At 35.0% G+C, this 7,185-nt stretch carries 4 protein-coding genes; all 4 read right to left on the reverse strand.

Features of this window, described 5'->3' with window-relative positions:
- Positions 1-51: 51 nt before the first annotated feature.
- Entirely contained in the window at positions 52-2,058 is a 2,007-nt protein-coding gene (gene ligA / locus ACTJIW_RS08095; RefSeq protein WP_440716018.1) for an NAD-dependent DNA ligase LigA, read from the reverse strand.
- 247 nt (positions 2,059-2,305) lie between these two features.
- Positions 2,306-4,243, reverse strand: coding sequence for an OmpA family protein (locus ACTJIW_RS08100; protein ID WP_440716019.1), 1,938 nt, complete (start codon positions 4,241-4,243; stop codon positions 2,306-2,308).
- Between the two features lie 11 nt (positions 4,244-4,254).
- The gene (locus ACTJIW_RS08105; RefSeq protein ID WP_440716020.1) at positions 4,255-5,187 is read right to left on the reverse strand and encodes a PorP/SprF family type IX secretion system membrane protein; all 933 of its coding nucleotides are present in this window, start codon (positions 5,185-5,187) and stop codon (positions 4,255-4,257) included.
- Positions 5,188-5,233: 46 nt separating this feature from the next.
- The coding region (locus ACTJIW_RS08110) for a gliding motility-associated C-terminal domain-containing protein (RefSeq protein WP_440718446.1) at positions 5,234-7,185 on the reverse strand (1,952 nt) is incomplete at its 5' end.

A 7,185-nucleotide genomic window follows, 5' to 3' on the forward strand; every position in this document is an offset into this window, starting at 1 on the left:
TCAAATATGATTGTAAACAGTAATGACAAGAAAAATAAAATCAACGAGGGTTTATTCGCTTTCATTAAGTTTGGTTATAAATTCGTCTTCAGATAGTATAGGAATATTTAATTTTGTTGCTTTTTCTAATTTAGCTGGTCCCATATTATCTCCTGCTACCACAAAGTCGGTTTTTGCAGAAATTGAACTTCCTACTTTTCCTCCGTTGTCTTCGATGGCTTTCTTTAATTCATCTCTTGAAAATTGGCTGAAAACTCCTGAAACTACAAAAGTTTTTCCAATAAATTTCTCGGTAGCATTTGGGTTGACTTTCTCTACGATTTCAAACTGAATACCGTATTTTTTTAATCGATCGATTATGATTTTATTTTCTTCGTTTTCGAAAAATTCGATAACGCTTCTGGCAATTCTTTCTCCAATTTCATCAACCAGAATTAAATCCATTAATGAAGCCTGGCTTAAAGCGTCTATGTTTTTATAGTGTTTGGCTAACTTTTTGGCTACGGTTTCTCCAACAAAACGAATTCCAAGCGCAAAAAGAACGCTTTCAAATGGAATTTCTTTTGATTTTTCTACACCGTTCACCAAATTTTCGGCAGATTTTTGTGCCATTCTTTCTAAATGAAGAATATCTTCTACTTTTAATTCATATAAATCTGCATAGTTATGAACTAAGCCGTTTTTGAATAATAAAGCAACTGTTTCTCCTCCAAGTCCTTCAATATCCATTGCTTTTCTTGAAATATAATGTTGGATTCTTCCTATAATCTGCGGCGGACATCCATAAAAATTCGGGCAGTAATGGTTGGCTTCTCCTGCGTTTCGAACTAATTCAGTCTCGCACTCAGGACAATGTGTTATGTATTGTGTAACTTCTGAATTTTCTGGACGTTTTTCCAGATCTACGGCAATAATTTTAGGGATGATCTCTCCTCCTTTTTCAACAAAAACGGTATCGTTTATTCTAATATCTAATTTTTCAATTTGGTCTGCGTTATGAAGGGAAGCTCTTTTTACAATAGTTCCTGCCAGCTGCACAGGTTCTAGATTCGCAACTGGAGTAATAGCTCCTGTACGCCCAACCTGATACGATATTGATTTTAATTTTGTTGAAGCCTGTTCTGATTTGAATTTGTAGGCAATGGCCCAGCGTGGTGATTTTGCCGTATATCCAAGTTCTTCCTGCGAATGGATGCTGTTTACTTTTATAACAACACCATCTGTCTCATAAGGTAATTTATGGCGATGAACATCCCAATAATCAATAAAATCAAAAACTTCCTGCATACTGTTTACCAGTTTGGCTTCATTTGGCACTTTGAATCCCCATTTTCTGGCCGATTCTAATCCTTCAAACTGGGTTTTGAATGGCAGATTGTTTCCGGTAACAAAGTATAACAGACATTCTAAAGGGCGTTTTGCCACTTCTGCACTGTCTTGTAATTTTAAACTTCCGGAAGCTGTATTTCTTGGGTTTGAATATGGGGTTTCTCCAATTTCGATTAGTTCCTGATTCATTTTTTCGAAACCGGCAAAAGGAAGGATTATTTCTCCTCGTATATCAAATCTTTCTGGATAATCTCCTTTTAATTTTAACGGAATAGATTTGATGGTTTTGATATTATTGGTAACCTCATCTCCTTGAAAACCATCGCCGCGTGTAAGTGCCTGAACTAATTTTCCGTTTTGGTATGAAATGCTGATTGAGGCTCCGTCGTATTTTAATTCGCAGGTATATTGCAGATTAACGTTTCCTAATACACGCTGAATTCTGTTTTCCCAATCTATTAGATCTTCTTTAGAATAGGAATTATCAAGCGAATACATTCTGTATTGGTGCGCTATTGTTTTGAAGTTTTTTGTTACTGATCCGCCGACTCTTTGTGTTGGTGAATCTTCGTCAAAAAATTCAGGATGCTTGTTTTCTAAATCCTGCAGTTCTTTTAATTTGATATCAAAATCGTAATCAGAAATTGTGGCGTTATCCAGCACATAGTAATTGTAATTGTGCTGATTAAGTTCTTCTCTTAATGTTTGAATGGTTTCCTGAATATTCATATAATATTAAAATAATGCTGATTTGATTTGAAAGTAATTTGAATATCAAAATTAGGATTATTTTAATTCAAAAACATTAAAATTTGAAAGTTTTATAAAATCAAAAATCAGGCTGCAAAATATGCGGCCTGATTTTCTCCTTGTCCATTATTCTTAAAAAAGAATTTAAAAAAAACCAACTTCCAAATGGTTTCTACGTTCTATACTTTTATACTGATAATCAAATTATTAGAGTGCAAATATAGTACTATTTTTGAATAATGATAAAGTCAGAGCGTCTGTTTAATAAATGTTCTTCTTCAGTACATTTCACTCCGTTTTTACATTTATTGATTAATCGGCTTTCACCGTAACCAATGGCACTTTCAATTCTTGAAGCATCAATGCCTTGTGAGAGAATATAATCTCTTGTTGACTTGGCTCTGTTGTCTGAAAGTTTTAAGTTATAGGAATCTTTTCCACGAGAATCTGTATGTGATTCTATTTTAATTTTAATGTTTGGAAATTTCTGCATGATGAAAACGACTTTGGTCAATTCTTCAATAGCTTTTGGCGTAATATCGTATTTGTCGTAATCAAAATAAATAGGCTGAACATCTACCATTTCTACGCCTCTCTTTTTAACTACCAAATCGTCGTAGTTGCTAAGTTCGAAGTTGACATCTTTTATTTCACCTTCGTTTTCTTTTGTTGTTTCTACTGTTTTTTCGTCGCTGCTATAATTTGGCTTTGCCGCAATCATATTTACAACTTTATTACATGGAACAACAATTGCATACTTTCCTTCGTAATTGGTTTTTGTTTCTCCAAGTACTTCTTTAAACGAGTTGTAAGCCATAATGGTAACATCTGTTAACGGAAGTTTCGTTTTTCTGTCAACTGCAATCCCTGAAATACTCTGGTTGCAAACGGGTTTACCTTTTACAAATGAATAAATATCATCATCACCTTTTCCTCCTGCTCTATTTGATGAAACATAACCATAAGTATCTGCTTTATCAACAACATAAGTAAAATCGTCTTTGTTACTGTTTATTGGTGCGCCAAGATTTCTAGGCGTTGTAAAATTTCCATCGGATAAAAATTTGCTTTCGTAAACATCTAAATCACCTAAACCATAATGTCCGTCTGAAGAAAAATAAAGCATTCCATTTCTGTAATAAGGAAAAACCTCATTTCCCATTGTATTGATATTTGGTCCTAAATTTAATGGAGAACTCATTGTTCCATCGGCAGCAATTTTTACTACATATAAATCAGTTTCACCAAAACCTCCCGGCATATCTGATGCAAAGAAAAGCCATTGTCCGTCTTCGCTTAAACAAGGATGTCCAACTGAATAATCGTCATTGTCAAAGAAAACATTTTGAGGATTTTCTAACTTATTATCTACAATTGTGCCTTTTACAATTTGAAAATTGTTGACTTTATCTCCATCGACTACCAATTTATTTTTCTTTACAATGTTTGTCGAATAATAAATGGTTTTCCCGCTTGGATCGAAACTTGCCGTAGCTTCGTGATATTTGCTCATGACATTTGGAAGAAAAAGTTTTTCATTAAACAAACTTCCATCAGCCGGATTTCTTTCTGAAACATATAAATTCAAAAAAGGCTGATTGTTCCATGTATAGAGTTTTTCACTAAACTTAGTAGTATCTCTTGCTGATGTAAAAACGATTTTATCTCCAAAAAATGTTGCTCCAAAATCAGATTTACTGGTATTAATATCCAGATTTTTAATCTGATAAAGCGATTTTGATTTTGCTAAACTGTCCAGCTGTTTCTTTTGGACAACATAACGATTGATCTCTTTTTTATCGCCTTTTTTATCGAGATATTCTTTTGTAACTCTATCAGCTTCATCATAATCCATAACTGCTTTCATAGATTGAATGTAACGCAGATAGTAAATATCGGTTAAATTATTTCCCTGAACTTCATATAGTTTTTTATACCATTTAAGTGCATTTCGTGCATCTGAAATAAAGTAATACGAATCGGCAGCATTTTTTAAGGTTTGAGCCGTAGGATTTTTGATGTTCTGCAAAATTTCTTCATAGGCTTTTGAAGCATCGGCATATGAATAATTTCTAAACAAGGCATCGGCTTGTTTTAAATTAGTCTTTTGAGCAAAACTAAACGTAATGCTCAAGACTAAACTCAGGATATATAATTTTTTCATATGTTTTGTTTTTAGAAGAATCGAGGAGACTTGATTTTGCTTTGATTTTTGTTAAGCGAATAACGCAGGATGAACTCATGTGTTCCATCGTTGTATTTATTCAATCCGCCTACTGTGTAATCAAAAGCATATCCGAGATAAAAACTTGGTGATATTTGAAAACCTGCCAAAATACTGATCGAATCATCTGTTCTGTATGATCCTCCAATAACAAACTTTTCATTAATCATGAAGTTCGCCGATACGTCAGCAGTAAGCGGTGCCCCGTTAACTGCTTTTACTAAAAATGCTGGTTTGAACTTTAAATTTGGGTTCAAATCAAAAACATAACCTCCCATTAAATAATAATGTAAACGATCATAATCTATAGATTCCTGAACATCATCATAATAGTTGTTTTCTATAAAGCTTGGAATTGAGAATCCTAAATACCATTTTTCTGTATAATAGTAAATCCCTGCTCCAACTGCTAATTTCATCTGATTGTCGATATTTTGATTCAAAAGAACGTCTGTATTATCATAATATCTTCCTTTAGACCAATCGATGTTCAGCATTCTCATACCTGCTTTAAGACCAAATGCTAATCTTTTTTCATAACCCAGAGGCAATGAATAAGAGAAGTTTCCGTCAAGGTATAATTCGTTTGAAGGACCAATTTTGTCATTGACAATACTTAATCCTAAACCCACTTTTTCGTTTCGAAGCGGGCCATGAATAGAGAATGACTGTGTTTCTGGAGCTCCTGAAATTCCCACCCATTGTGAACGGTGCAAAAGTGTTGCTTCTAATGTACCGGTAGACCCGGCATAAGCCGGATTTACCGCCATTGTGTTATACATATATTGTGTATACTCGGGATCTTGCTGTGCACTGGCACATATTGTAATAAAAGAACATATTAAAATGAAATACGTTTCTAATGGTTTTATATATAGTTTCATAACGATACTTATTTAGTTTAATTAATTAGATGATTAATTGAAATGCTTATCTCATAATTGATAACCATCCTTTTTTAACCGTTCCATCTCCAATGGTAATCACATAAAAATAAGTACCTGTTGGCAGCATATCTCCTCTATTAACAACTCCGGATACATTTGCTGTTCCGTCCCAGTCGTTTTCATAATGTTGTTTGCTGTAAACTAATGCACCATATCTATTAAATACTTTCAATTCATTGTTTGGATATGATTCGATACAATCAATTCTAAACAGATCATTTGCGCCGTCATTGTTTGGTGTAAACTCGTTGTAAACTGTTAAACAGATTGGCTCTACTGAAGCTGAAGCTGAATTGTTTGCCGCATCAACATCTAAAGGAGTTGAAATTTCTATAGCAGCAACATTTAGATAATTTCCGCTTGGCAATACTTCTGCAACTATTGTAAGAACCAGACTCTGACCTGAGGCTAAAGCAGGTATTGTCCAAAGCTGTGTTGCAGGATCGTATGTACCGCCTGTTGTATTAAAGCTTACTAAATCGTATCCGCTTGGCAGTATTTCACTAACTATTGTGTTTATGAAACTTCCCTCGCCTACATTATTTACTGTTATAGTAAATGTTACATGTTCTCCAAAATTAGGAGTTGGGTTATCTACTACATTGGTAATTGTGATATCAGAACAAGTTGCCACATTTACATTTAGGAATTTCGTTGTGTTTTCGTTACAGTTGTTGATGTAAGAAACCTCAACTCTTCCCGGACCAATATCTGACCATGAAACTGTTACAGTTCCGTCTGCATTTCCTCCACCTGAAAGAATAGTTCCGTTTGTAATTGTCCACACATAATCTGATTTTCCATTTGCAATTGAATACGTTACACCTTTGAAAACACATGGAGTATCATCATTAGTTGTAAGCTGCACTAAAGCATCATTTTCAAAGTTTACTGTAATACCTAATCTTCCGGCACTTTCGCAGCCATTAGTTGTATTACTTAATAAAGCTGCATAATATGTAGCTGCTGTAAGTGCTGTATTTGGTGCCAATGGTGTTCCTCCTGTCGCTGTTGCGTAGAAAACTACATTTGGTTCGTTTACCAAAATACTTGCAATTGTTGGAAGTGCTGATAAACAGAATGTTTGTGTTGTTTTAGGCGTTGTAACAGTACCCGGAGTATTTACAGTAACGGCAACGGCTAATCTCACTGGATTCTCACAATTTATTGTGCTTGCAACTGCACCGTAATAAGTTCCTGTTGCTAAAGCTGTTGTTGATGGAATCGCTGTTCCGCCTGTTGCTGTGCTGTACCAGATTACATTTGCTTCATTTACCTGAATACTGGCAATTGTTGGTGTATTCAAAGTACAGAAATCTTGTGTTGTATCAGTTGTTGTCGGTGTTGGACTTGGATTTGATACTGTAACTGTTACTACCAGACGAGTTGAGCTTTCGCATCCCGTTATCGGATCTACAATATTTCCGTAATAAAGACCTGATACTAAAGGTGTGTTTGCTGGAATTGCAGTTCCGCCTGCAGCACTGCTGAACCAAGTTACGCCGCTTTCATTTACCTGAATATTAGCAACTGTTGGTACTGCTGTTGAACAGAAAGTTTGAGAAGCATTGTTTGTTGTTGGATTAATTGTATTTCCAATTGCAACTGCGATTGGTAATCTCACGCTGCTTGAACATCCTGTTGCTGGATCTAATATTGCGCCATAATAAGTACCGCTTGCTAATGCTGTTGTAGAAGCAATTGGTGTTCCTCCTGTTGGAGTGCTGAACCAAATTACATTGGCTTCGTTTACCTGAATACTAGCAACAGTTGTTGTAGTTCCAGAACAGAAAGTTTGAGAAGCATTACTAGTTGTTGGCGTAACCGGATCTGTTACGTTAACTGATACTGATAATCTTGTGTTACTTTCACAGCCTGTAGCCGGATCACTGATTGCTGCATAATATGTACCGCTTGTTAAAGCTGTTGTCGATG

It is taken from the genome of Flavobacterium sp. 22659, assembly GCF_052044235.1.
GTDB classification, from domain to species: domain Bacteria; phylum Bacteroidota; class Bacteroidia; order Flavobacteriales; family Flavobacteriaceae; genus Flavobacterium; species Flavobacterium johnsoniae.